The sequence below is a fragment of the Bombella intestini genome (genome assembly GCF_002003665.1).
Taxonomy (GTDB): Bacteria; Pseudomonadota; Alphaproteobacteria; order Acetobacterales; family Acetobacteraceae; genus Bombella; species Bombella intestini.
Genome location: NZ_JATM01000003.1, coordinates 282,147 through 305,398 on the forward strand (window position 1 = coordinate 282,147; position 23,252 = coordinate 305,398).

The 23,252-nt window shown below is 56.9% G+C and carries 17 protein-coding genes; 13 read left to right on the plus strand and 4 right to left on the minus strand.

Annotated elements, in window-relative coordinates; translation table 11 throughout:
- Positions 1-2 precede the first annotated feature (2 nt).
- Positions 3-680 carry an HAD family hydrolase gene (locus AL01_RS06140; RefSeq protein ID WP_077396572.1) on the plus strand — a complete coding sequence of 226 codons (678 nt, stop codon included), beginning with the start codon at positions 3-5 and terminating at the stop codon, positions 678-680.
- Positions 681-759: 79 nt separating this feature from the next.
- On the opposite strand, the gene purD is transcribed toward AL01_RS06140, so the two are convergent.
- Positions 760-1,998, minus strand: a complete 1,239-nt coding sequence (gene purD / locus AL01_RS06145) for a phosphoribosylamine--glycine ligase (protein ID WP_077396573.1) — start codon at positions 1,996-1,998, stop codon at positions 760-762.
- Positions 1,999-2,077: 79 nt separating this feature from the next.
- On the opposite strand from purD, the gene xseA reads away from it, so the two are divergent.
- Together xseA and AL01_RS06155 are read left to right on the plus strand one after the other, a co-directional pair.
- Positions 2,078-3,553 carry an exodeoxyribonuclease VII large subunit gene (xseA, locus tag AL01_RS06150; RefSeq protein WP_077396574.1) on the plus strand — a complete coding sequence of 492 codons (1,476 nt, stop codon included), beginning with the start codon at positions 2,078-2,080 and terminating at the stop codon, positions 3,551-3,553.
- A 58-nt stretch (positions 3,554-3,611) separates the two neighbouring features.
- On the plus strand, positions 3,612-3,989 hold the full coding sequence (locus tag AL01_RS06155) for a hypothetical protein (protein ID WP_241502733.1): 378 nt from the start codon (positions 3,612-3,614) through the stop codon (positions 3,987-3,989).
- A gap of 90 nt (positions 3,990-4,079) precedes the next feature.
- Here the strand turns inward: AL01_RS06155 and AL01_RS06160 are convergent, their stop codons facing one another.
- Entirely contained in the window at positions 4,080-6,926 is a 2,847-nt protein-coding gene (locus AL01_RS06160) for an Rne/Rng family ribonuclease (protein ID WP_164468760.1), read from the minus strand.
- A 638-nt stretch (positions 6,927-7,564) separates the two neighbouring features.
- Between AL01_RS06160 and AL01_RS06165 the strand changes: the two genes are divergently transcribed.
- The 8 genes from AL01_RS06165 (at position 7,565) to AL01_RS06200 (ending at position 17,216) form a co-directional block, all read left to right on the plus strand.
- Positions 7,565-8,434, plus strand: a complete 870-nt coding sequence (locus AL01_RS06165) for an N-acetylmuramoyl-L-alanine amidase family protein (RefSeq protein WP_077396575.1) — start codon at positions 7,565-7,567, stop codon at positions 8,432-8,434.
- Positions 8,435-8,626: 192 nt separating this feature from the next.
- The gene (locus tag AL01_RS06170) at positions 8,627-10,198 is read left to right on the plus strand and encodes a 2-isopropylmalate synthase (RefSeq protein WP_077396576.1); all 1,572 of its coding nucleotides are present in this window, start codon (positions 8,627-8,629) and stop codon (positions 10,196-10,198) included.
- A 255-nt stretch (positions 10,199-10,453) separates the two neighbouring features.
- Positions 10,454-11,500 carry a rod shape-determining protein gene (locus AL01_RS06175; protein WP_077396577.1) on the plus strand — a complete coding sequence of 349 codons (1,047 nt, stop codon included), beginning with the start codon at positions 10,454-10,456 and terminating at the stop codon, positions 11,498-11,500.
- 58 nt (positions 11,501-11,558) lie between these two features.
- Entirely contained in the window at positions 11,559-12,491 is a 933-nt protein-coding gene (mreC, locus tag AL01_RS06180; RefSeq protein WP_077396578.1) for a rod shape-determining protein MreC, read from the plus strand.
- A 167-nt stretch (positions 12,492-12,658) separates the two neighbouring features.
- Positions 12,659-13,288, plus strand: a complete 630-nt coding sequence (locus AL01_RS06185; protein WP_077396579.1) for a hypothetical protein — start codon at positions 12,659-12,661, stop codon at positions 13,286-13,288.
- Between the two features lie 174 nt (positions 13,289-13,462).
- Positions 13,463-15,298: a penicillin-binding protein 2 gene (mrdA, locus tag AL01_RS06190; protein WP_241502735.1), complete on the plus strand. Its 1,836-nt coding sequence runs from the start codon at positions 13,463-13,465 to the stop codon at positions 15,296-15,298.
- A gap of 15 nt (positions 15,299-15,313) precedes the next feature.
- Entirely contained in the window at positions 15,314-16,468 is a 1,155-nt protein-coding gene (gene rodA, locus AL01_RS06195; protein WP_077396581.1) for a rod shape-determining protein RodA, read from the plus strand.
- A 91-nt stretch (positions 16,469-16,559) separates the two neighbouring features.
- Positions 16,560-17,216, plus strand: coding sequence for a LysE family translocator (locus AL01_RS06200; RefSeq protein WP_077396582.1), 657 nt, complete (start codon positions 16,560-16,562; stop codon positions 17,214-17,216).
- 73 nt (positions 17,217-17,289) lie between these two features.
- Here AL01_RS06200 and glyS read toward each other — a convergent pair whose 3' ends face one another.
- Together glyS and AL01_RS06210 are read right to left on the minus strand one after the other, a co-directional pair.
- On the minus strand, positions 17,290-19,395 hold the full coding sequence (gene glyS / locus AL01_RS06205) for a glycine--tRNA ligase subunit beta (RefSeq protein ID WP_077396583.1): 2,106 nt from the start codon (positions 19,393-19,395) through the stop codon (positions 17,290-17,292).
- Entirely contained in the window at positions 19,388-20,284 is an 897-nt protein-coding gene (locus AL01_RS06210) for a glycine--tRNA ligase subunit alpha (protein ID WP_077396584.1), read from the minus strand. Before AL01_RS06210 ends, glyS begins: the two co-directional genes overlap by 8 nt.
- 280 nt (positions 20,285-20,564) lie before the next feature.
- Between AL01_RS06210 and AL01_RS06215 the strand changes: the two genes are divergently transcribed.
- Together AL01_RS06215 and AL01_RS06220 are read left to right on the plus strand one after the other, a co-directional pair.
- Positions 20,565-21,359 (plus strand): DUF2076 domain-containing protein, encoded by a 795-nt coding sequence (locus AL01_RS06215; protein ID WP_077396667.1) that lies wholly within the window; start codon positions 20,565-20,567, stop codon positions 21,357-21,359.
- A 140-nt stretch (positions 21,360-21,499) separates the two neighbouring features.
- Positions 21,500-23,116, plus strand: coding sequence for an FAD-dependent oxidoreductase (locus AL01_RS06220; RefSeq protein WP_077396585.1), 1,617 nt, complete (start codon positions 21,500-21,502; stop codon positions 23,114-23,116).
- The last annotated feature ends 136 nt before the right edge of the window (positions 23,117-23,252 follow it).

Consider the following 23,252-nt stretch of genomic DNA (forward strand, 5'->3'; position numbering starts at 1 on the left):
CCATGTTACGCTATCCCATTCTTCTGCTGGATTATGATGGTACGCTGGCTGAGACACGCCCTGCCATCCTGCGGAGTCTGGAGGAGGCTTTCGAGGATATTGACCGCACGCCTCCGCCCCGTTCCTATTTGCAGGAGCGTTTGGGTAAGGGAGATGCGCTACAGGGTTTTTACCAGAGCATCGTAGATGAAGGTGCCTCGATGGAGGAGGCACAGCGTTACGTTGCAGCCTATCGTAAGCGTTACACCCAAGCGGATGAGGAAGAAACCTACCTGTATGATGGCGTTCATGAGGTGCTACAGATTTTACAGGGGCGAGGTTACCGGCTGGTCGCTGTGAGCAATAAGCACGGGCCTACTCTGCGGCACAGCCTTGCCCGGTTCCAGTTGGAAGACTTCTTCGAGGCTGCCATTGGTGCCGAAGAAGGGCTGCCCCGCAAGCCGGAGAAAGAAGTGTTCACCCAGCGTCTGGCCCATTTCTTACCGGGTTGGAAAGCAGAACAGTTCCTCATGGTGGGCGATACAACAGCGGATATTAATTTTGCTCAGAACCTCGGCATGGATGTCTGCTGGGCTAGCTACGGGCACGGTGTGGCAGAGGTTTGTAAGGCTTTGAAGCCAAATTACCAGCTGGATAGCCTATGGGAGTTACCCGCTCTGTTATCCGATACAGAGAGCTGAACAGGCTGGATTATCAATGTAAAACATGCCCGGCCCATGGAAATGAGCCGGGCCTGTTTTGTAGCACATGGGGAAAGTCTTACAGTCCGATGTCGCTACGGAGCATCTTGTCATCCCATTGGATGGTTGCTGCTGCCTCATAAGCACGGGAGCGGGCCTTGGCTGCCGTGGGGCCTGTGGCGCAGATGGTCAGAACACGCCCACCATTGGCCAGCAGCTTGTCGCCATCCAGTTTTGTTCCTGCATGGAAGACGGACACGCCGGGAAGCTGTTCCGTCCGGTCCAGTCCGGAAATGACCCCCCCCTTGATGGGCGCATCCGGATAACCTTTGGCAGCCAGCACCAGAGAAATGGATGGTTTGTCCGAAAAGCGGATACTGTCTTCAGACAGTGTGCCTTCTGCCAGAGCCTTAAGGGCTGGAAGAAGGTCGCTTTCCAGACGGATGAGCAGGGCCTGAGCTTCCGGGTCACCAAAGCGCACGTTGTATTCGATGAGCTTCGGGCCTTCTTCCGTCAGCATCAGGCCAGCGAAGATCACGCCACGGAAGGGCGTACCACGGCGTACCATTTCTGCCAGCATCGGGCGGACAGTGAGGTCCAGTGCGGCTTCCTGTGCTGTACGGTCAAAATCCGGTGGCGGGCAGATAGCCCCCATGCCGCCTGTGTTCGGCCCAGTATCCCCATCGCCGACCCGCTTATGGTCTCGTGCAGCTCCAATCAGGCTGGCTTTGTCATCGGCGCAGAAGGCGAAGAGGGACACTTCCCGTCCGACGAGACATTCCTCAATAACCAACGGCAGGCCAAGGCGGTCGATGGCATCCAGTGCTTCATCTACGCTTTGGGCGACGACCACGCCTTTACCGGCAGCCAGACCATCCGCTTTGATGACGATAGGGGCACCCTGTTCACGCACATAAGCCTTAGCGGCGTCTGTGCTGCTATTGGTATCGAAACGCTGCCAGCGAGCGGTAGGGATACCAGCTGCATCGGCGACTTCTTTGGTGAAGGCTTTACTACCCTCCAGCGCAGCGGCTGCTTTGGAGGGGCCAGCACAGGCGATGCCCGCCTGCTGGCAGGCGTCGGTCAGGCCCGCTACAAGGGAGACTTCCGGCCCCGGTACAACAAGGTCGATCTTTTCTTTTTTGGCAAACTCGACCAGGCCGGGGATGTCATCGGCAGCGATGGAAACGCAGCGGGCGCAGTCCGCCATGCCGGGATTGCCGGGAGCGGCAAAGAGTGTGTCCAGTAGAGGGGACCGGGCAATGGCTGTGGCGAGGGCATGTTCCCGTCCACCTGAACCGACCAGAAGTACGCGCATTCTGTTTCCCTTTATTATGTCGTGCGGTGAAGATAGCCGCTTTCACGTTGTCCCTCATTTAGCATAGAATGGCCATATTATGGAACGAGAGAGCCTTCTTTCTCCCACCGGGCCGCAGAGCGGCACGGGTTCGGGGAGCAGCAACATACCGGAATATTCTGTCGGGTCGATTTCCTCGGCGATCAAACGTGTGCTGGAGGGGACGTTCGGGCGTGTGCGTGTCCGTGGTGAGATCACGGAAATGAAGCGTTACGCTTCTGGCCATGTTTATCTCTCCCTCAAGGATGAAGGTGGGAAAATTTCTGGTGTTATCTGGCGGGGTAATGTCTCTCGGCTGGGTATGGTGCCGGAGAATGGTACGGAGGTTATCGCTACGGGGAAGATTTCCTCTTACGGTGAACGCTCGAACTACCAGCTCATCATCGACAGGATGGAGTTTGCTGGCGAGGGGGCTCTTCTCGCCCGGATTGAGGCTCTGCGTATCCGGTTGCGGGATGAAGGGCTCTTCCAGTCAGACCGTAAGAAACCTATTCCCTTCCTGCCCCGTTGCGTGGGGGTTGTGACATCCCGATCCGGGGCCGTGCTGCATGATATCTGCACGACCATTTCCCGCCGCTTCCCACGGGATATTGTGCTCTGGCCTGTGGCTGTGCAGGGGGAAGGGGCCGCACGCCAAATTGTCCATGCTGTGCAGGCTATGAGCGCTTTGCCCACCCCGCCGGATGTGCTGATTGTGGCTCGTGGTGGGGGCTCGTTGGAAGACCTCATGGCTTTTAATGACGAAGCTGTGGTGCGGGCCGTTGCTGCCTGCCCGCTGCCAGTCATTTCTGCTGTGGGGCATGAGACGGATACGACCCTTGTTGATTATGCCGCCGATCAGCGGGCCCCGACACCCACGGCTGCAGCTGAAATGGCTGTGCCCCTTCGGTCGGAATTGTTGGCGGACCTTACCCATCGGACAGCCCGACTTTCCGGGGGGATGGCGGGGATATTACAGCGTCAGGGGCTGCGATTGCAGGCTGTGGCCGCCCGGATGCCAGACCTGCCGGGGCTGTTGGATACAGCCCGGATGCGGCTGGATGACCGTGCCCAGAGGTTGGAATTAGCCTTACCGGGTTTTGTAATGCGGGCTCGTGCTCGGTTGGGGCAGTCTGCCTATCATCTGCCAGCTGTGGAAACTGTATTGGGGCAGCGGCGCAGCCTTGTGGAAACGCAGGCAGGGCGGCTGAAGTCTGGATGGGAGAGATACATACAGGGGTGCCATATGCATCTTTTGCGCTCTCCGCTACGGGTAGAGACTGTGCAGTCCCAGATGAATCTTCAAAGAACACAGTTGGAAGGGGTTGCTCGTCATCTGAAGGCAGTATCCCCTCGGGCCATTCTGGAACGTGGCTATGTTTTGGTGCAGGATGAAGCGGGCCGTGCGGTCACTTCTTCCAAGGCTGTGCCGGAACGGAGCCGGGTCCGGCTTTCTTTTGCAGATGGTGTCCGAGAGGCCCAGTTGGACCCCGAGAGGGTTGGTCAGCAGGCTCAGCAAGGCGAGTTTAGCTTATAAGTGTTGCTGCATTTATTTGTGTGAAGGGCAGTAACAAGGTCAGGGTGATGAGAGGGATATGATGCATAAGGTCGTTATGGCAATACGGGGGTGCGGCCTAATGTTTGTGATGGGAGGTATACTGGCGGGTTGTGCCAGTACGCCACCTACACGGCAGGACGCAGCGGCACAGCATCCAGCGATTCAGAGCTTTGCGGGGGCTCCTTCTGGTAGTGGGGGAGATGTTGCTTCTTCCGATCGGACGAAAACGAACCTTCCGTCTGCCCCGGTTAATACGCCGCTGTGCGGTACGGCCCTACATGAACAGGCTAGAACGGGTGCAGGTGTGTATAGCCGCAGCCTGACAGTTGGAAATAGCTGCGCCCGTAATGCCTGTTTCCAGCCTTTGACAGGCACATTCATCGCACAGGATGGCAATAACAGCGTGTGCCGTTAAGGTCTTTAGTTAGGACCAGATAAAGAAAAGGGCGATCAGAGTGTAATCTGGCCGCCCTTTTTTTAGAGCCTGTTACGGTGGTGGTGGCTTTTAACGCCGCCACCAGCCCACACGCCGTTTTTTGGGTTTTGTCTCATCAATGTTGACTGGCTGTGGCGCTACAGCATTTTCAGCTGGGGCGGCTTCTTCTACCTTGGGGGCAGAGGGAGCTTCTTCCGCAGGTTCAGCCTTCTTGCGCCGTGCAGGACGCCGACGACGGGCGGGTTTTTCCTCCGTCGTTGCTTCTGGCACAGCCTCAGTCTCTACGGCCGTAACCGGTGCGGGAGCTGCCTCCACGGCTTGCGTGTCAGCAACAGTCTCTGTTGCTTCGTTGCGTGCCGGGCGGCGGCGAGGGCGGGGACGGCGAGCCTGACGGCGGGCCGTTTCTTCCTCAACCTCAGCAGGGTCAACCGGACGGGAGGGGATTTTGACAACTTGATTGTCGTCTTCATCCTGAGCCTGATCAACAACAATGCGGCTGCGTGTTGCTGGACGCCGACGGGTGCGTGAGCGGCGAGCGGGTTTCTCGTCTTCAGTGTCCCCGTGGCCTTCCACACTCACGGCCTCTGCTGCCGGGCGAGCCGGTTTCTGGCGATGGTGGGGAGGCGTTGGTTCATCCGCAACGGTGATCTCGTCATCATGGGACTGGGCAGCCCTGAGGCTTTCCTGCTGTTCCATCATGTCGAAAATATCAATACCTGCTCCCTGGAACGGGTTGGCCGGTGTTGGCCCCTGATAGATTGCAGAGTCCTGCACAGTATCCCGTTCTTCCTGCTGGCGAGCTGGACGACGCCGAGCTGGACGCTCACGGCGGCGAGCTTTCTGCTCTTCCTCATCCCGATGTGCTGCTGGTGCAGGTTGATTGGCAGACTGGGAAGAGGTTGTAACACGCCGTGTTCTGGTACGACGACGACCGGGCATGAGAGCCTGTCCATCATCTTCAGAAGTGGCTTTGCTGGTATTGGCAGTTTCAGCCTCTGCTGGAGCCACATCCTTTTGGGGAGCGGTTTCGGCCTGAATGTCCTGACTATCCTGCTCGTTACGCCGGCCACCACGACGGCGGCGGCGGCGGCGGCGGGGTTCTCCTTCGCTGCTGCTTTCTTGCTTTTCCTGAACATGCTCGGCATCGGCTTTGGGGCTGGTTTCCGGCGTGGCGGCAGGAGCGGACCCTTCTGTGATGTCGATTGTGCGAACCGTGGTGACAGGGTTTTCCTCACGAGAGGGCTTCTGCCGTGATGCCAGCCGTTCGATACGCAGCTCACCTTCCGGCAGGCTTTCGTCATTTTCGAAGCGAATGGTCATGTTATGCCGCTGCTCAAGCTGGCTGATGGCCGCCCGTTTGCTGTTGAGCATGTAAAGGACGATGCTGGGGCTGACATGTACGATGATATCGGACGAATGGCGGCGGCTAGCTTCATCCTCGACACTACGGAGAACTTGCAGGGCCATGCTCTCCACACCACGGATGAACCCTGTTCCCTGACAGTGCGGGCAGGGGCTGAGCATGCTTTCTGCAATGGAGGGGCGCAAACGCTGGCGGGACATTTCGAGCAGCCCGAAATGGGAAATGCGGCCTAGCTGGATGCGGGCACGGTCCATCCGGAGCGCATCTTTGAGACGCTTTTCCACCTGACTGTTGTGGCGGCGGCTCTCCATGTCGATGAAGTCGATCACGATTAGCCCAGCCAAGTCACGCAGACGCAACTGGCGAGCAACTTCCTCGGCGGCTTCCAGATTGGTACGGAGGGCCGTTTCCTCAATATTGCGCTGAGAGGTAGACTTGCCGGAGTTAACGTCAATTGCAACGAGAGCTTCAGTCTGGTTGATGACGATATAGCCACCGGACTCCAGCTTGACCGTTGGGGAGAACATGGCTTCCAGATGGCTTTCCACCTGATAGTGGGAGAAAAGATTCTGCCCTCTATTCTGCCACATGCGGATGCGGCTGGCATTGTGAGGCATCAGCAGGCGGGCGAATTCTTTCGTATTCTTCCACGCCTCTTCTCCATCCACCAGAACAGTCTCGATGTCCCGTGTGAAGAGGTCCCGGATAGCCCGCTTGATCAGGCTTGCTTCCTCATAGATCAACGCTGGAGCGATGGAGGAAAGCGCATGGGTGCGGATATTGTCCCAGAGCTGGAGGAGATAGTCGCAATCTTTGGTGATCTCCGCTTCCGGGCGGCCAGCACCCGCTGTGCGGATGATCATGGCCATTGTCCGGGGCAGGTCTAGCTTGCTAACGATGTCCCGCAGGCGGCGGCGGTCGGTCTCGGAGGTGATCTTGCGGGAAACCCCACCACCACGCAGAGCGTTGGGCATCAGCACGCCATAGCGACCAGCGAGGGAGAGGTAGGTTGTCAGAGCAGCGCCTTTGTTCCCACGCTCTTCCTTGACGACCTGCACAAGGATGACCTGCCGGCGGCGGATGACTTCCTGAATGCGATAATTACGCAGGAACCGCGCCATGCGACGGCTGGCACTTTGTTCGTCACCGGTATCATGTTCACCGCTGACAATTTCCGGGCCGGGTTCATCCGTGTCGGAGAGAGCGTCTTCGTCTAGCTCCTCATCATCGGTATCGTTGTCCCGGTTGCGCTGCTCAGCAGCATATTCTTCTTCCTGAAGGGCAAGAAGTTTTTCCCGGTCGGCGACGGGGATTTGGAAATAATCGGGGTGGATTTCGCTGAAGGCCAGAAAACCGTGGCGATTGCCGCCGTAATCTACGAAGGCAGCCTGAAGGCTCGGTTCTACACGGATGACCTTGGCGAGGTAAATATTGCCTTTAAGCTGACGGCGCGCTGATGTCTCGACATCATAATCTTCAATGCGCTTGCCGTTCATGACCACAACGCGGGTTTCTTCGGCGTGTGTGGCGTCTATGAGCATCTGCTTTGTCATGAAGGACTGGACTCCGTGGCGCATGGGTCATGGCCCTGTATGCGCCGATTGTCTTGGTCGACAGAGGGCAGGTGATCCGGTTTCTTGCGGGCGCACATCCTGTTAGGGGCGCCAGATGGGATAACACAGAACAGCATTGCAGCCTCTGGTAAACACGCTGATGGCAGGTCCTGCCATCGGGAATTGATGCAGCCCGCCTAGGGGATGGCGATGCCATCCAGGTGGGATGCCGGTGGTTCGGATGCAGCCTTCCTGCCAGGGTGTGAGCACACCGGGAACAATTGTCCCGGGCTATCTGCACCAAACGGCGCGGAGAAGGTACTGCATTGCGGGCCCTGCCTGATGCGGTCCTGCCAGCCCATTTTTAAGGGCGGGAGTGCATTGGAGCTCCGGGCTTCTGCTCGGTGACAATGGCCTAAATCAGGGCTGATGGCAAGTGGGTAGTTGATGGGCAGTGGAACGGGCGGAATAAAGCCATTTTTCCCTGTTTATGTGAGGTTCTGTAGCGAGGTGTTAATCAAAGAAAATGGGAAGGCGGTTCCCGTGCTAGGAGGGATCGCTTAATGGAATGGAAGAGGCTGGGGAGCCGTGTTTGAAGATAAGGTGGTGTCGTGGACCGAACGCAGAGGAGGATCGCCATGGCAAAGCTGACACGCCGCCATCTGTTGGGCGGGGCGGCCAGTGGGGTGTTGTTAGCTGGTGGAGGGGGTGCTTTGGCTGCGCGTCATGGTGTGGTCCATGGAGCTTCCCTTCATTTAAAGAGGGCGGGACTACATGCCGGGCAGGCTCCTGCCGTGCTCCGTAGGGTTCCGCCACCTAAACCCGTTATCATGCTCGACCCCGGCCACGGTGGAAAAGACCCCGGGGCCATTGGTGTTTCTGGAACGTATGAGAAACATATTGCCGTGGCGGCTGCGACAGAGCTGCACAATCTTCTCATGGCTTCTGGTAAATATGATGTCGTGCTGAGCCGGAAAGATGACCGTTTTATTCCGTTGGCGGGGCGGGTGGAGCTAGCCCATCGTCATAAGGCAGATTTATTCATTTCCATGCATGCGGATGCACTGCATCAATCTGATATTCGTGGGGCCAGTGTTTATACGCTTTCCGGCAATGCCTCGGATAGGCAGACGGCCATGCTGGCAGAGACGGAGAACAGTGCGGATCGTTTTGCCGGGCCGGGTGTGGCTGGTGTACCGCCGGATGTGGAGGAAATCCTCAACAGCCTCGTGCATGAGGAAACACGTCGGGGGTCGGCCCATATGGCGGCTAGTGTGATCCGTTCATTCCAGAATCGTATCCAGCTTCTGCATCATCCCTCCCGACATGCCGCCTTCAGAGTGTTGAAGTCAGGTGATATTCCCTCTGTTCTGGTGGAAATGGGCTTCATGTCCAATCATCTGGATGAACAGGCCCTACGGCGAGCTGCTCATAGAACGCAGATCACGCAGGCCATGAAGCAGGCCATTGACGGCTACTTCCTACGGCAGCGGAGGGGGATACTGTAAAAAAAGTCTGGTAGTCGCTTGCATCATTTGTCATTGCCCGCTACCCTGCCCGGGCAATGACATTTTTTAGCGCCCTCCTTCTACGACTTATGAACCCCTGAACGCCATACGGGCGAGCAGGTGCTTTGCTGCGTTCAGGGGTAAAACCTCCCTTTTTGGACCTTTCGTAGATTTTTAGAGTAGGGCGTATTCATGTCTTTTCAGCATCCTTCCTTTGGTCATATTGCCGATAATCGTATCATTATTTTCGATACGACCCTGCGTGATGGTGAGCAGTCCCCCGGCTTCTCCATGAATTTGGGTGAAAAGCTGCGCATGGCCCATGCCCTGGCCGCTCTGGGCGTGGATGTCATCGAGGCAGGCTTCCCGGCAGCCTCGGAAGGTGACTTCGAGAGCGTGAAGCAGATTGCCGATAACGTGGATGGCCCTGTCATCTGTGGTTTGGCCCGTAGTGCCCCTAAGGATATTGAAGCCGCTGGTAAGGCCATTAAGGGCGCACGGCGTGGGCGTATCCATAACTTCATCTCCACATCTCCGCTGCATATGAAGTACAAGCTGCGGATGGAGCCGGAGCGGGTGCTTGAGCTGATCGCTTTTGGTAACAAGGAATCCCGTCGTTATACAGATGACGTGGAATGGTCGGCCGAAGATGGTTCCCGCACGGAGCCGGACTTCCTGTGCCGCTGTGTGGAAACAGCCATTGCCAATGGGGCAACGACCATCAACATCCCCGATACGGTTGGTTTTGCGACACCGGACGAGATGGAACGCATCTTCACTATGCTGAAGGAGCGTGTACCGGGTGCGGATCAGGTCATTTTCTCCACGCATAATCATAACGATCTGGGGCTGGCTGTAGGCAATACGCTGGCAGCGGTTGAGGGTGGTGCCCGGCAGATCGAATGTACGATTAACGGTATTGGCGAGCGTGCTGGTAATGCGGCTTTGGAAGAGGTCGTGATGGCCCTGCGGACCCGTCATGACCGCTATGGCATGGAAACGGGCATCGAGACACCCCGCCTGCTGGGCATGTCCCGTCTGCTGGCTACGATCACGGGTTTTGACGTCCAGCCGAACAAGGCCATCGTGGGACGGAATGCTTTTGCTCATGAGAGTGGTATTCATCAGGATGGTATCCTGAAGCATGCTGGCACCTATGAGATCATGACGCCGGAAAGCGTGGGCTGGACGAGCACGTCTCTGGTACTGGGTAAACATTCTGGCCGTGCTGCCTTCCGGGATAAGCTGAAGGCTCTGGGGTATGAGGGTCTGACAGAAGAGACCGTCAATGCTGCTTTCCAGCGTTTCAAAACACTGGCAGACCATAAGAAGATTGTCTTCGATGATGATGTGCGGGCACTGGTCGATGATGAAAGCCGTGACCATGAGCGCGTCCGTCTGACCTCTCTGGAGTTGCAGGGCGGCACGCAGCACGCTGCTCAGGTAGTGCTGGATGTCGAGGTTGATGGTGAGGCCCGCCATGTGTCTTCTACGGGTAATGGACCTGTGGATGCTGTTTTCCGGGCTATTGGGGAAGCATTCCCGCATGAGGCAACGTTGGCATTGTTCTCTGTGGCCAATGTTACAGAAGGGACTGATGCTCAAGCCCGCACGACGGTCCGTCTTCAGGAGGGTGGCCGCTTGGTGGATGGGCAGGGAAGTGATGCTGATACGGTTGTATCAGCTGCCCGGGCCTATATTCATGCACTGAACAAGTTGCTGGTAAAGCGTACACGTGGTGAGCCAGAAGAACTGTCTGTCTGAAGAATAAAAAGATAGCCGGTGGCTTGATGGGTGCGTCTGTGTCAGTCACCGGTTCAGACTCTGTTACAGTAAGAGGCTGAATGTTACTGTACGGTAATTAAAGCGGAGTTTTCTGCGAAAAAATATTGCCCAGGGTGGGAATATGGCCTTGCTGAACTGTTGTGGGGCTCTATAATTTGCGGCGAATGCTGTGGATGGTGTTCTTGATTATTTCCACTCCCCGTGAGCACGGGGCTATCCGGCCAGGAGTTTTGAATGTTCTCTCGTCTGTTGGGGCTCATTTCCGCTGATATGGCGATCGATCTTGGCACTGCTAACACCCTTGTTTATGTCAAGGGTCGTGGTGTGGTGCTGAGTGAGCCTTCCGTTGTCGCTGTAACAGAAGTGCGCGGGCGCAGACAGGTTCTGGCAGTGGGGAATGAGGCCAAACTGATGGTTGGCCGTACACCGGGAAATATTCAGGCCATCCGCCCATTGCGGGACGGCGTTATCGCCGACTTTGAGAGTGCGGAGGAAATGATCAAGCATTTCATCCGCAAAGTTCATAATCGCCGGTCCTTTTTTAGCTCACAAATTGTCATCTGCGTTCCGTCTGGTTCCACTGCTGTGGAGCGCCGGGCTATTCAGGAAAGTGCAGAGAGCGCCGGGGCTCGGAAGGTGTATCTGATTGAGGAGCCCATGGCGGCTGCTATCGGGGCAGGCTTGGCCGTGACAGAGCCATCCGGCAGCATGATTGTGGACATCGGGGGTGGTACAACCGAGGTTGCTGTGATTTCTCTCGGGGGTATCGTCTATGCCCGTTCCGTTCGGGTTGGTGGCGACCAGATGGACGAGGCTATTATGGCCTATATCCGCCGCAACTATAATCTCATGATCGGGGAAAGTTCTGCCGAGCGGATTAAGATTGATCTTGGTGCCGCTACGTTCGACCCCAATACGCAGACCGAAGAACGGACCATGCCGCTCAAGGGGCGTGACCTGCTGAATGGTGTCCCTCGTGAGATCACCGTTAGTGAGGCGCAGATTGCGGAGGCTCTTCAGGAGCCGGTAGGCCATATCATTGATGCTGTGGCAACCGTTCTGGAACATACGCCACCGGAGCTAGCTGCTGATATTGTGGAGAAGGGCATTGTCCTTTCTGGTGGTGGTGCGCTGCTGCGGCGTTTGGATGACGTGCTGCGGAATGCCACAGGTCTGCCGGTTGTTGTTGCCGAGAATGCGCTGTCCTGCGTAGCCGTGGGGACGGGGCGCACTCTGGAGCATATGCAGCAGCTTCGCAGTGTTCTGAGCAGCATGTACTAATCCTTTTCTGTCAACAAGGCTCTGGTCTCAGGGCTGAACGGAGGGGGGAGGCGGGCTTATGGTCTCCATTCACACACGCCAGCTTCTGGCCGGGCTGGTTCTGCCGGTCATGGTCTTTCTGGCGGTGGGGATTGTGCTGGCCGGACAGATATGGCCGGGTAAGGCCATACAGCTGCGTATGGCGGCGGTACAGAGTGTGGGGCCTACCTATCAAGCTCTTCTCTTTCCACAACGGCAGTTTCATAAATGGCAGCTAACGCTACAGGGCGTGGGCGATCTTTTGGCGTCTAATGCCCGCCTAAGGCAGGAGAACCGCCAGCTCGCTTATTGGTATGGCGAGGCTCAGACTCTCCGGCAGGAGAATGCCCGCCTGAAGGCGGCCCTCCATTGGGGAACGGAAGATTCCAAGGACTATGTCAGTGGGTGGGTTGTTCGGGATGAGAGCGGCCCTTATTTGCGGGCGGTCCTGTTGGAAGTGGGCGACCATAAGGTGCAGCAGGGCAGTTTGGCGGTGGATGCTGTCGGGCTTGTTGGGCGTGTCAGCGAGGTAGGGCCGCATGTTGTGCGTGTCCTGCTGATTGAAGATGCCGCTAGCCGTATTCCCGTTACATTGCAGAGTAGCGGCGGGGATGCCATGATGATTGGTGATAATACACCCTATCCCCGGCTTATGTATTATAACCAGAGTCTTCCTCCAGAGGAGGGTGAGCATATCGTCACACGGGGACAGACAGGCCTTACAGGGGGCGTGGCTGTCGGGCGGGTGCATTATCTGACACCGGGGCAGCCGGTCGTCATACCCGATGCAGCTCTTGGGAAGCTGGAGCTGATACGTGTTTTCGATGGTAATTTCATGCTGGAGGCCCCACCCAGTGCGGGGCGGGTGCGGGAAAAACCGCCGCTTTTACCAGATCATCGAGATGGTGAAGCCCCTTCAAACTGGCAGAATCTACGCCGTTTTTTGCCCTTCGCGTCTCTTAGGAATGGCTGACGTTCCTTTTTCCGTGCAAGGCACATCATTATACGCCGTTGGTTAAACCGTCTGTTGTCATTGATGGTCTATACAGGCCTCTCGATGGTATATTTCGGACATGGTTCTGACCCTGGACCGGAAATAGCCCTAAAGATGTGTTCTGCTTCTTGGAATGTTTGCTTTCTATGGGTAAGCACATTATTCCCGAGGGGGCATGGGGCCGGGAAGATAGCAACGGGTGCAAGATTATGGCATTACGGTTGGAGCAAGGGCGGCTGGACCATGAGGCACTAGAAGGTGTGCGGCAGCGCAAGCTGATGGTTCGGGTACGGCGCAAGTTGTCGCCCTGTATCATCATGGTGTTTCTAGCTTTTGTGCTGTCTGCTCCATTCGGTATTCTGGGGCAAACTGAACTTCAGACGGCACTAACATTAGGTACGGTCTGGTTCTGGGCGTTATACCGTCCTGCCTTCATGCCGCTGTTTGGCCTGTTCTGTAGCGGGTTGGTGATCGAGCTGTTCAGTGCCAATCCCCCGGGTGTGCTTCTTTTTTGGATGCTGGTGGCTTATGGCGTGGCTCATGGTTGCCGTGTCGGTCTTTCCCGTCGTGGATTCCTGTTGTCATGGATTTTGTACGGGTTGATCGTTCTGGGAGAAGCTATGACGGACTGGGTGCTGATGGTCATCCGGGTGCGGGGAGCTTTGTCAGTTTATCCCATTGTTTTTCAGGAATCTCTTGCTGTGGGGAGCTATCCTTTCCTGCATGTTCTGTATTTGTGGGGGCTTTCTGTTATGGAAAAACACGATAGATTATAATAGACTATGGCTATCTGAAACATGGAAGCCTTGAGTTTTCCTTTTTTTAATCTTTCTTTAAGTGTATATTGAGCAATGTTCTTCCGGCGTGATGAAACCCGTCCGCCATTTCGGAAACGAAGTGGTCCAGCCGCTGACCTGTCTTTCTCAGAGGAGCAGGCTGTCGGTGGGGGTATGTTCACACGCCGAGCCCTGCTGCTTTTGGCGGTGCAGACAGGTGTCATGGGGACGCTGGCTCATCACCTGTATGAGATGCAGGTCGTCCACGGGGATGAACTGAAGGAACAGGCCCGCCGTAATCGGACAAGCCGCCGTCAGATCGCTCCCGCCCGTGGTGAGATTTACGATCGGTGTGGTGTTCTTTTGGCCGGGAATCGTCCCAACTGGCGGGCACTGGTCATGACGGAAGAAACAACGGACCTTCAGGCCGTGGTGGACCGTTTCGCCACGATTGTTCCGCTTGATGAGCGTGACCGAGCCCGTATCGAACACGACCGTAAACATATTCGCCGTTATGTTCCGCTGACCCTCAAGGAGTTCCTGTCTTGGGATGACGTGGCCCGTCTGGGGCTGAATGCTCCAACATTGCCCGGTGTTCTGATTGATGTGGGGACGACACGAGAGTATCCGCTCAAGGAGCTGCTCTCTCATATCATTGGTTATGTGGCCCCACCCAATGAGGCGGATGTTCAGCGGGATGGTATTATGGCCCTGCCGGGTATGAAGGTCGGGCGTGCTGGGCTGGAGCAGACGCAGGAAAGCCATCTCCGTGGCCAGCCCGGTACGGTGGAGATGGAGGTGAATGCCCATGGCCGTGTCATGGGAGAGCTGGAACGTGTGGAGGGTCAGCCAGGTTCCCGGCTGGAGCTGACACTGGATACAGTCCTCCAGACACGCATTAAGGATCGTATAGGCGAGCGTGTAGCCAGTGCTGTGGTGATGGATTGCCGCAATGGCGAGGTAATGGGGCTAGTTAGCACACCCTCTTTTGATCCAACTCTGTTTGATGGTGGTATCAGCCGGACACAGTGGAACAGCCTGCTTACCGATCAGCGCACGCCGTTGGTGGATAAGGCCGTCTCTGGTTTGTATCCGCCGGGGTCCACTTTTAAGCCTGCTGTGGCGCTGGCGGCGTTGAGGGCTCATGCGATTACCCCGTCAGACCGTTTCTCTTGTCCCGGTTATTACGATATGGGCGGCGTGCGGTTCCATTGTTGGAGCCGCTATGGGCATGGGTCGATTAACCTCCATCAGGCATTGAAGTATTCTTGCGATGTCTATTTCTATCAGGTGGCCCGCCGTTGTGGCATGGAGTCCATACATGAGGCAGCGGCCATTCTGGGGCTGGATGGGGCACTGCCGATAGAGTTGCCTCATGTGCGGTCAGGGTCCGTCCCCACGCCAGAGATGCGCCGCCGTCATGGGCATCACTGGAATGGTGGGGATACGGTCAATGCCGGTATTGGGCAGGGGTTAGTGCAGACGACACCGCTGGCACTGGCCACTTATGTGTCCCGTCTGGCGACAGGGCGTATTGTTCAGCCGCATCTCTTACGATCTGTAAGCGGGCGGGAGATTGTGCCGACCCCTGAGCCTCTGCCTTTCGCACGGGAGGCCTTGGCAGCGGCCCGGGGGGGGATGTTTGCCGTGGTGAATGAGCCACAGGGCACAGCACCAGCGGCGCGGTTGAATTTACCGGGTGTGCAGATGGCGGGTAAGACCGGCTCGGCACAGGTGCGGAATGTCCCGCGGGCTTTGCGTGAGAGTGGGCATTTTAATTCTATGAACCTACCGTGGCAGTATCGCCCTCATGCTTTGTTTATCTGCTTCGCCCCATACGATAATCCTCGTTATGCTGTGTCTGTTGTGGTGGAACATGGTAATGCTGGCGCAACGGAAGCGGCACCGCTTGCAGCGCAGATCATGACGGATACTCTCATCAGGGACCCAGCCAGCCGGACATCTCTTTCCAGAGGGGTTGTTGCACGGGCTGACGGCTTGGATGACTGAGGCAAAAGGGATGGCATGTCGCTGAAGGACTTTACAGTTCCCCGTACTGCTCGCCGTCTGTTGCGGGCGGAACCCAATCTGCGCATGTTCTCCCGGCTTTGGCAGATCAACTGGTTTTTTGTACTGCTGGTTTGTTGTCTGGCAGGTGTTGGTTATGTTGCCCTTTATTCCGCCGGTGGGGGGCGAGCAGAATCCTTCGCCCAGCCCCAGCTTATCCGTTTCTGCTTCGGGCTGCTCATGATGCTGGGTGTGGCCTTGGCAAGCCCCCGGGTGTTGCGGATGCTCTCTGTGCCTATTTATGGCCTGTCCATCCTGCTTCTGGCACTGGTGCTGAAGATGGGGCATGTGGGTAAAGGGGCGGAACGCTGGATCAATCTAGGTGGTTTCCAGTTTCAACCTTCCGAGTTCGCCAAAATTGCGCTGGTTCTCATGCTTTCGACATGGTTCTACCGCATAGGGCGGGAGCGTATGGGCAATCCGCTACGGCTCATTATCCCGGCCCTTCTGACGCTTCTGCCAGTGGTTCTGGTGCTGAAGGAACCTAATCTGGGGACGGCAACCATTGTCGGCGTGATTGGGGCCTCATTGTTCTTTGCCGCTGGGATGCGTTGGTGGCAGATCATCATTCTGGTGTCGCCGCTGCCGTTTCTTGGGCCGTTCATTTATAATCACCTCCACGATTATCAGAAGGCTAGAATTGATACCTTCCTCCATCCGGAGCGGGACCCACTAGGGGCAGGCTATAATATTCTCCAATCCCGTATCGCTTTGGGGGCGGGGGGCCGCTGGGGGCAGGGCTATCTTCATGGTACACAGGGGCAGCTGAGCTTCCTGCCGGAGAAGCAGACCGACTTCATCTTCACCATGATTGGGGAGGAATGGGGTTATGTAGGCGGGGCAGTTGTTATCGGGCTTCTCTTTTTGATCACACTTAGTAGCATGCTGATTGCCTTGCGCTGCCGGAACCGTTTTGGTCGGTTGGTTGGGCTGGGCATTGCGATGGATTTTTTCCTCTACTGCGTGGTCAATCTCTCCATGGTTATGGGGGTTATTCCGGTTGGAGGTGTGCCCTTGCCATTGATCTCTTACGGGGGATCAGCCATGTTGACCATGATGTTCGGCTTTGGTCTGCTACTCTCCAGCTGGGTGCATCGGGATGACCCTGACTGATCTATTGGAACCGTAGGGTCGAGACCCCATCTGGGAGACATCGGGCTACAACGGAGTGTCGTGGCCGGTTTTATTTCAGGTGTCTGTTTTTATGCATCAGTGGTTTCTTCCCCTGCTGGCCTTCACCACCGCAGCGGCGATCTTCACCATTACGCCGGGGCTGGATTCCGTCATGGTCTTGCGGACGGCTGCCTCCGATGGGCGGCGTGCCGGGGTCGGGGCTATTTTTGGCATCGCCGTGGGGCTGAGCCTCTGGGGGCTGGCAGCGGCGTTTGGGCTAACGGCTCTTCTGGCGGCGTCTTCTACAGCGTTTTTTATCGTGAAATGTGTTGGTGCAGTTTATCTGGTCTGGATTGGTGCCAATCAGCTTCTGCGGCCCCGCATGGCACTGACAACGGAGGCGGGGCCGGAACAGGCCCGGCAGGTGGAGCATCGCAATGCCTTCTGGCCGGGGTTCCGCCGTGGAATGTTGACGGACCTTCTCAACCCCAAGGCAGGCATTTTTGTTATCACCTTTTTCCCGCAGTTTATTCCGCCTGCCACGGATGTGGTGGCGTTTACGCTGGTGCAAGTGGTGATCCAGGTTGTATTGACCTTCATATGGTTGGGGCTGCTGGTGGCTCTGACGGTCCCGTTGGCACAGTTTTTTAACCGTCCCGTCGTGGTACGCCGTCTGGATCGCCTAACGGGATTGGTATTTATCGCCTTCGGTGCCAAAATTTTTCTGACAGATAGCCCTTCCTCCTGAGGAAGGATATGGAAAAGGCCGGTGAGAGAATATCCCACCGGCCTTTCTTATAGTTTGTTTATGATGGTGATGATTAGCCTTCGATGCGGCCAAAATCAGCGATTAGCTGGCCACTGCGGCTGAAGGCCGAAAGCAGACGTAGGCGGTTGAGCCGCTGGCCTGCATCATCAGCGTTGACAGTCACAGCCTCGAAGAAGCGGTCCATGATCGGGCGCAGGACTGCAAGATGCTGCATAGCACTGGTGAAGTCATCATCGGCCAGACTGGCTGTGATCTTCGGTCCAGCATCGTTTAGGGCTGCATCCAGCTCACGCTCCTCATCCTGTACATAGAGGGCCGCTTCAGGTGCCTGATGGTGTGGCCCGTCCTTTTTCTCTTCGATGCGTAGGATGTTCGTGGCACGCCGGTAGGCTGCTAGAAGATTTTGGCCATCTTCCGTACCCATCATGTCAGAGAGTGCTTCCACACGGCTGAGCAGGCGGACAAGGTCGCCATCTAGATGGTCGGTGAAGAGGCTCTTATCTTCCTGCACTTGCGTGACGGCTAGGGTGGCATCCAGCACGTCATGACGGCGGCCTTCATTGCGGAGCTGGACCCGGAGCCTATCCGTAAAGAAGGGCTCTAGCTCATCCAGAGCGGAGTCTTTGCCGTCTTTCCCAGCGTAGGCTTCCGCCGCTTTGGAAAGTAGGCTGCCGAGGTCGATGCGCAGGCCATTATCCCGGATGGTGCGGATTACCCCAAGGGCAGCACGGCGCAGGCCGTATGGGTCGCCAGAGCCGGTGGGTGTTTCGCCAATGGCAAAGAACCCAGCCAGCATGTCCAGCCGGTCCGCTAGGGCAACGGCGATGGAGACGGGGGCACTGGCTGTGCCATCCTGTAGGCCACGGGGCATATAATGCTCGGCAACAGCCTGTGCTACTTCTGGGGCTTCGCCATCATGGGCGGCGTAGTATCCGCCCATCACGCCCTGAAGTTCGGGGAACTCACCAACCATGCCGGTTGTTAGGTCAGCCTTGGCAAGCAGTCCGGCCCGTTCGGCATTTTTTACCTGCGTGTCATCCAGCCCCATAGCCTTGGCGATGATGCCTGCCAGAGTGCTGATGCGCTGTGCTCGAGCTTCTTGCGTGCCTAATTTAGCATGGAAGGTAACGAGTTTCAGCGCGGCGACACGGTCGGCCAGTTTTGTCTTGCGGTCGAGGTCCCAGAAATGGCGGGCATCGGCGAAACGGGCACGCAGTACCCGCTCATTCCCGGCGATGCAGAGTGACCCCCCATCGCTGAAGGTCTGGTTAGCCACGAAGGCAAAGTAAGGGGCTGCCTTGCCGTCCTGTGTGCGCAGGGCGAAATACCGTTGATTGACCCGCATGGAAACCTGCATGACTTCCGGCGGGAGGTCCATGAAGGCATCGTCAATGCGGCCCAGCAGGGGAACAGGATATTCTACCAGCCCACTAACCTCCTGAACCAGTCCTTCATCCTCCACCAGCGTCAGACCTTTGTCTTCGGCTAGTTTATGGACCCCCTGACGGATGAGATCTGCCCGTTTGTCTTCATTGATGACGACATGGCGAGCTTCCAGCTCTTTCAGCCATTGTTCGGTGTTGGTGACGGTGAACGTGCCGGGGGAAAGGATGCGGTGGCCTTCGGTTACGTTGCCGCTCTTCAGCCCGTGGGCATCATCATCCTGACGAGCCAAGGTGAAGGGAACGGTCTGTCCATCCAGCAGGCAGGCGATGTGATGAAGCGGGCGCACCCATGTGAAGAGGGAGCCGTTACCCCAGCGCATGGCTTTGGGCCACGGGAACTTCCAGAGCAAATCCGGCAGCTGCTCGGCAATCAGCTCTGCCGCTTTGACGGGCGGCAGGGTGCGGTTGAGAACCCAGAAGCCGTTTTCCTTTGTCAGTTCATCAGGGCTGACACCATGTTTGCGGGAGAAACCGGCTAGGGCCTTTTCTGGAGCATTCTCCCGTGGGCCACGCTCAGAAATAGTGCGGGTCGGGATGCTCTCATCTACCTCAAGGCTGGCAGCGATATGGCGAGCACCGTAGAAGCTGCGGATGTTGCGAGGCTTCAGGTCGGCGAGAGCCTGTTCCAGCAGGCGGGTGAGGTCCGCGGCAGCACGGGCCTGCATCCCCGAGGGGATTTCTTCGCAGAACAGATCAAGAAGCAGTTCAGCCATGGGAGGTTTCCTCCTCGTCTCCAGCAAGCCATGCCTCGCAGGCGGCTTTGGCCAGCGTGCGCACACGCCCGATATAGGAGGCACGTTCCGAAACGGAAATGACACCCCGTGCATCCAGCAGATTGAACAGATGGGAGGCCTTCAGGCACTGGTCGTAGGCAGGCTGGGCCACACCAGCTTCGGAGAGGCGGATGGATTCGGCTTCGGCTGCTTTGAACTGGGCAAGGAGCATGTCCGTATCGGCCAGCTCGAAGTTATGGCGTGAATAGTCCCGCTCAGCCCGGAGGAACACATCCCCGTAGGTCAGGCCCCGGCCATTGAAGTCGAGGTCATAGACATTCTCGACACCCTGCACATACATGGCCAGACGTTCCAGCCCGTAGGTCAGCTCAGTGGAGGGGACAACAGTTGGGATACCGCCGACCTGCTGGAAGTAGGTAAACTGTGTGACTTCCATACCATCACACCAGACTTCCCAGCCAAGCCCCCACGCCCCGATGGTTGGGTTTTCCCAGTCATCTTCCACGAAGCGGATATCGTGCTTTTCGGGGTCAATCCCAATGGCACGGTAGCTTTCCAGTAGCAGGTTTTGGCTTTCCTGCGGTGTGGGTTTGAGCAGCACCTGATACTGGTAATAATGCTGGAGGCGGTTCGGGTTTTCCCCGTAGCGGCCATCGGAGGGGCGGCGGCAGGGCTGCACATAGGCAGCTGCCCACGGCTTGCGCCCTAGCGCACGCAGAGTTGTATGAGGGGAAAGCGTACCTGCACCCAGTTCAGTATCGTAAGGCTGGAGAATGGCACAGCCCTTCTGTGACCAGAACTGATGAAGGCGCAGGATCAGATCCTGAAAGCAGGGGGGCCGGGATGTGGACAATTCACTAGGCTCCATTAACGTAAAGATGGCCGTACATTACAGGATGACCGCCCAGATCGCTAGCGGGCAGGGGCAGAGGGGGTAAAGAAGTTGCTACTCTAGCATGGCTGTTCCTTGTGAGGCGGTTTGCATAATGGGTGTAATTCTGCGGGGCCTGCTGGAGGGAAGAGGACGAGGCCTTGCAGGGGATGCAGAGCTGTATCATATCATGTGGGATCAAAGAGGCAGCATCTCCCGCATTGCGTCCGGTCGGGCGGGTGGGGGGCTGCGAGTAGTTGTGAAGGACAGCACGCCCATGAATTCGGAAGAACGTGATCTCATAAGTCGCTTTGTGGCCCGTGTTGGTGGGGGCGTGGGATTGCCCAATGGCCAGAGTCCGGCCTCCCTGCCGCCGATTGACCCGGAGGCGGACCGTTTCATTGCCGAGAACTTCCAGCGTTTCCCGGAAGCCCGCTACCGTATCACGCAGCTGGCTGTCGTGCAGGAGGCTGCACTCTCGCAGGCGCAGGCCCGTATCCGTGATCTAGAGTTCCAGCTTCAGCAGGCACGGGGGCAGATTGCACAGCTTCAACAGCAGGCTAGCCAGCCGGGGCAGCAGAGCAGTGGGCAGTCTGGCGGGTTCTTCTCTGGTTTGTTTAGCCGGGGGCCAACTGCTCCGCCGCCGCCTCGTGGTGCATCCCTTCCGCCGGGCTGGGGGCCTGCCTCCGGTGCCGCTGCGCCCGAAATGGGCCGGGCTTACGCTCCACCACCGGGTTATCAGCCGGGCATGTTTGGGCGGTCTGGTTCGGGCTTTCTAGGGTCTGCCCTGTCGACCGCAGCGGGTGTTGCTGGTGGTATGATGGCTGCTCATGCCTTGGAGGGTTTGTTCTCCGGTGAACATGGTGGTGAGCATACCCATGAGAGCATGGGCGATGGTGCCGGTGATGGTTTTGGCAGCGAGACGACCATCATTAATAATTACGGTGATAATTATCAGGACCCCTTCGCTGGGAGTGGAACGGATGCAGCCGGGTTCTCTCCGCAGGATTTTGGCCCGCAGGACGCACCGGTTGATGATGGTAATGACATGGGCCGGGATGATTTTTTCTGATACAGCCTAACAGATGATACAGCTGGCAAGGTCTTTGGAGGGCCTTGCCCATTTTGTGAAACCTTCCGAGCATGGCCGGCCTCATGTTCGGGGGAGGGTGTGCCCGCAGGGGCCTGACGGAGAACAACAGGACAAGATTTATGGAAGAAGCGCCCCGACCCGTTCTTGGACCTGATGTTAGTGCGGCGACACCCGATCAGCAGCCAGACCGTACCCTGTATGATGTGGCTGCGGTGGAAGATGTTAAAGAAGGGGAAGTCCTTTCTGTTCTCATCAAGGAGCAGTCTATTGCACTGATCCGTGTTGGGGGAGAGGTCCATGCCGTAGGAGGCCGCTGCCCGCATAAAGGAGCACCATTGCGAGGGCGTCTTCATTGCCACAGTAAAGTGCATGGCGATGTGGTTGTTTGTCCGTGGCATAAAGCGGTATTCGGCGTGCGGGATGGCAAGGTAAAAGAGCCTGTCGCTTTCTCTAGCCTGCCTGTTTATCCCGTCCGACTTGTGGAGGGGCGGGTTCTAGTGGGGGTAAGCCCCATCAGTGCTGGTGAGGCTCAGAAGTGCATGGAAGACAGTTCCGTGTTGGTTTTGGGGGGTGGTGCAGCGGCGGCTAGTGCCATTTACACCTTGCGAGAGGAAGGCTTTGGGGGAAGCATTGTGCTGATAGGTGAGGAAAGCCTTCCCCCTTATGATCGCCCCTCGCTGAGTAAGGGTATTTTCCTTGGTGGGCCGGATAAGGTACAGCCGCCCTTACTGTTGAATGAAGCCTTTTTTGCTCATCATGAGATCACCCGTGTACAGGGTAGAGTCGTCTCGCTGGACTGTAAGAAACGGCGGGTTGAGCTGGCCGACGGGCGGGATTACAGTGCCGACCATGTGCTGATTGCGACAGGTGGTCAGCCGGTGAAGCCTGCTTTGCCCGGTATCGAACTGGATGGCGTCATGACTTTGCATGGCGTGCGTGATGCTCGGCAGATTGCAGAATGTATCACAGGTGAGCAGGCGGTTATTTTGATCGGGGGTGGCCTGACCACGCTGGAGCTTGCTTCTGCCCTTCGGCAGAAAGGTGCCGGTGTCACGATCATTGCCCCGGAGCAGGCCATCTCGATGGAAGCCCAGTGGGGGCGTGAGGTGGGGCGTATTCTGCAACGCCTACATGCCGATAATGGCGTGGCTTTTGTTACCGATAGCAAAGTGGTGCGTATTTGCGGGACGGATCAGGTGGAAGGGATTGAGCTGGATGATGGCATGAAACTTCCCTGCACTCATGTTCTCGTTGCTATTGGTAGTGAGCCGTGCCGTGATTTCTTGCCGGATCATATCGGCAAGGATTCAAAGAATGGGATGACAGGCATTGTGGTGGATAAGGATATGCGGGTGATGCCGGGTGTCTATGCTGCCGGTGATGTTGCGATATTTCAACATGAGGGGACGTTTTGCCGGGTTGAGCATTGGCGGCAAGCGCAAATAGAAGGGCGGGCTGCTGCTAGGACTATTCTGGGGCTACCCCGCCAGCCCATGCCTGTTCCATGGTATTGGACGCAGCAATTCGGCAAAAAATTGGAATATATAGGCTGGGGAGGCCCATTTGATCGGGTCTTGATTGAGGGAGACCTAAACGGTTTTGATTTTATGGCCGCTTATATGCGGGGGCCAAAAGTGGTGGCGTTGGTTTCGGCTGGGCGTTCGTCAGCTATGGCGCGGGCTGCTGTTGATTTTGATGATTTCGTGGCGAAAGAGGTGCGGACGACAGTCGTGTGAGATGACTGTCGTCAAGTCTTTCGGCACGGGCAGAACGTTAGGAAGTTCGGAAGGTAGTATAATTTCTGATTTTTAAATGGTATTTAGGATATGTAAATTAATAACCCCATAATTTTATGTTCTCATTTATAAATAA

Bases quoted from the DNA above. Each gene is read 5' to 3' on its own strand.
- AL01_RS06140 (WP_077396572.1), top strand. From the start codon at position 3: ATGTTACGCTATCCCATTCTTCTGCTGGATTATGATGGTACGCTGGCT.
- purD (WP_077396573.1), bottom strand. From the start codon at position 1,998: ATGCGCGTACTTCTGGTCGGTTCAGGTGGACGGGAACATGCCCTCGCC.
- xseA (WP_077396574.1), top strand. From the start codon at position 2,078: ATGGAACGAGAGAGCCTTCTTTCTCCCACCGGGCCGCAGAGCGGCACG.
- AL01_RS06155 (WP_241502733.1), top strand. From the start codon at position 3,612: ATGATGCATAAGGTCGTTATGGCAATACGGGGGTGCGGCCTAATGTTT.
- AL01_RS06160 (WP_164468760.1), bottom strand. From the start codon at position 6,926: ATGACAAAGCAGATGCTCATAGACGCCACACACGCCGAAGAAACCCGC.
- AL01_RS06165 (WP_077396575.1), top strand. From the start codon at position 7,565: ATGGCAAAGCTGACACGCCGCCATCTGTTGGGCGGGGCGGCCAGTGGG.
- AL01_RS06170 (WP_077396576.1), top strand. From the start codon at position 8,627: ATGTCTTTTCAGCATCCTTCCTTTGGTCATATTGCCGATAATCGTATC.
- AL01_RS06175 (WP_077396577.1), top strand. From the start codon at position 10,454: ATGTTCTCTCGTCTGTTGGGGCTCATTTCCGCTGATATGGCGATCGAT.
- mreC (WP_077396578.1), top strand. From the start codon at position 11,559: ATGGTCTCCATTCACACACGCCAGCTTCTGGCCGGGCTGGTTCTGCCG.
- AL01_RS06185 (WP_077396579.1), top strand. From the start codon at position 12,659: ATGGGTAAGCACATTATTCCCGAGGGGGCATGGGGCCGGGAAGATAGC.
- mrdA (WP_241502735.1), top strand. From the start codon at position 13,463: ATGTTCACACGCCGAGCCCTGCTGCTTTTGGCGGTGCAGACAGGTGTC.
- rodA (WP_077396581.1), top strand. From the start codon at position 15,314: ATGTCGCTGAAGGACTTTACAGTTCCCCGTACTGCTCGCCGTCTGTTG.
- AL01_RS06200 (WP_077396582.1), top strand. From the start codon at position 16,560: ATGCATCAGTGGTTTCTTCCCCTGCTGGCCTTCACCACCGCAGCGGCG.
- glyS (WP_077396583.1), bottom strand. From the start codon at position 19,395: ATGGCTGAACTGCTTCTTGATCTGTTCTGCGAAGAAATCCCCTCGGGG.
- AL01_RS06210 (WP_077396584.1), bottom strand. From the start codon at position 20,284: ATGGAGCCTAGTGAATTGTCCACATCCCGGCCCCCCTGCTTTCAGGAT.
- AL01_RS06215 (WP_077396667.1), top strand. From the start codon at position 20,565: ATGAATTCGGAAGAACGTGATCTCATAAGTCGCTTTGTGGCCCGTGTT.
- AL01_RS06220 (WP_077396585.1), top strand. From the start codon at position 21,500: ATGGAAGAAGCGCCCCGACCCGTTCTTGGACCTGATGTTAGTGCGGCG.